This is a genomic window from Burkholderia sp. HAN2018, assembly GCF_024704855.1.
Taxonomy (GTDB): domain Bacteria; phylum Pseudomonadota; class Gammaproteobacteria; order Burkholderiales; family Burkholderiaceae; genus Burkholderia; species Burkholderia cepacia.
Genome location: NZ_QOBB01000492.1, coordinates 1 through 1,501, shown reverse-complemented (window position 1 = coordinate 1,501; position 1,501 = coordinate 1). Strand labels below are relative to the sequence as shown.

1 protein-coding gene and 1 pseudogene are annotated in these 1,501 nt (G+C 72.8%); both read right to left on the bottom strand.

The window, feature by feature from the left end; genetic code table 11:
* A pseudogene (locus DPV74_RS41295) lies at nt 1-125 on the bottom strand (3-oxoacyl-ACP synthase); the annotation flags it as partial.
* Nucleotides 126-133: 8 nt separating this feature from the next.
* Nucleotides 134-1,336 (bottom strand): beta-ketoacyl-[acyl-carrier-protein] synthase family protein, encoded by a 1,203-nt coding sequence (locus tag DPV74_RS41290; RefSeq protein ID WP_119339281.1) that lies wholly within the window; start codon nt 1,334-1,336, stop codon nt 134-136.
* Between the last annotated feature and the right edge of the window lie 165 nt (nt 1,337-1,501).

Genomic DNA, 1,501 nt, shown 5'->3' with positions numbered 1-1,501 from the left:
GGCGGCAGTTCGGTGCGGGCGGGCGCATACGGCGCGCGGCCCGCGAGCACGTCGGCCGCGTGCGGCCAGCTGCTCAATCCCGGGCCGACGAGGCCGATGCTTTCGATGAAGGCGGTCAGTGTCATGGCGGGCCTCAACGGCGTACGTGGTCGGCGCGGCCGAGGATCAGGCTGCAATTCGTGCCGCCGAAGCCGAACGAATTGGAGAGGACGGCGCGCACGCGCGCATCGCGGCTCGCGAGCACGTAGTCGGCGACGAGTGTCGGGTCGGGCTGCGTCGTGTTGACGCCGGCCGGCACGAACTGTTCGCGCAGCGCGAGCGCGGCGACGACCGCCTCGAGCGCGCCCGCCGCGCCGAGCGTATGGCCGGTCGCGCCCTTCGTCGAGCTGCACGGCGTGCCGGCGAACAGCGCGCCGATCGCGCGGCTTTCGGCCGCGTCGTTGCTCGGCGTCGCGGTGCCGTGCAGGTTCACGTAGTCGATGTCGTTCGCGCCGAGGCCGGCGGATGCAAGCGCCTGTTCGACGGCGACGCGCGCGCCGAGCCCGTCCGGATGCGGCGACGACATGTGATGCGCGTCGCTCGATTCGCCGATGCCGAGCAGCAGGATCGCATCGGCGTCGAGCGGGTCGGGCACGCGTTCGACGAGCGCGAACGCGGCGGCCTCGCCGATCGAGATGCCGTCGCGCGCGACGTCGAACGGACGGCACGGCCGGCGCGACAGCAGTTCGAGCGAATTGAAGCCGTACAGCGTCGTCAGGCACAGCGAATCGACGCCGCCGACGACGGCCGCATCGATCAATCCCGCCTCGATCATGCGGCGCGCGGAGCCGAACACTTTCGCGCCGGACGAGCATGCGGACGAGATCGCCATCGCCGGCCCGCGCAGCGCGAAAAACGCGCGCACGAACGCGGCCGGCGAATACGGGTTGTGCGTGTGGGCGTAGCGGAAGTCGGCGGGCAGTGCGCCGCTCGCCGGATCGCGGCGCTGGTATGCATGCTCGGTCTCGAGGATGCCGGCCGTGCTCGTGCCGACGAACACGCCGACGCGTGCCGCGCCATGGCGCGCGACGGCCGCCGCGACGCGTGCGTCGAAGCCGTCCTGCGTGAGGCCGAGCTGCGCGAGGCGGTTGTTGCGGCACTCGAAGTCGGCGAGGTCGGCGCGCACGGGCTGCGCGTCGACGCCGTCCACCGCGCCGATCCACGTGTCGAGATCCGCACGCTCGAAGTCGCAGGGCGTGAGCCCGCCGCGCGCGTGGCGCAGTGCATCGAGGGTCGCGTCGAGGCCGCGGCCGATGCAGCTGGTGGCGGTGAAGTGCGAGAGCAGGAGAGGTTTCACGAGGGTCGCATCCGGTGGCCGGAACGGGCGCCGCAGCAGGGCTGGCAGGCGCGCCGCTCGAGGTCAGATTTTATCAAACGGGGGGGCCGAACCGGCCGGCTCGCGTGGCCCGGCCGGCGGTTCGGGCGCGAGCGCCGCGCGCAGCGTGACCCAGTGCAGCTGCGC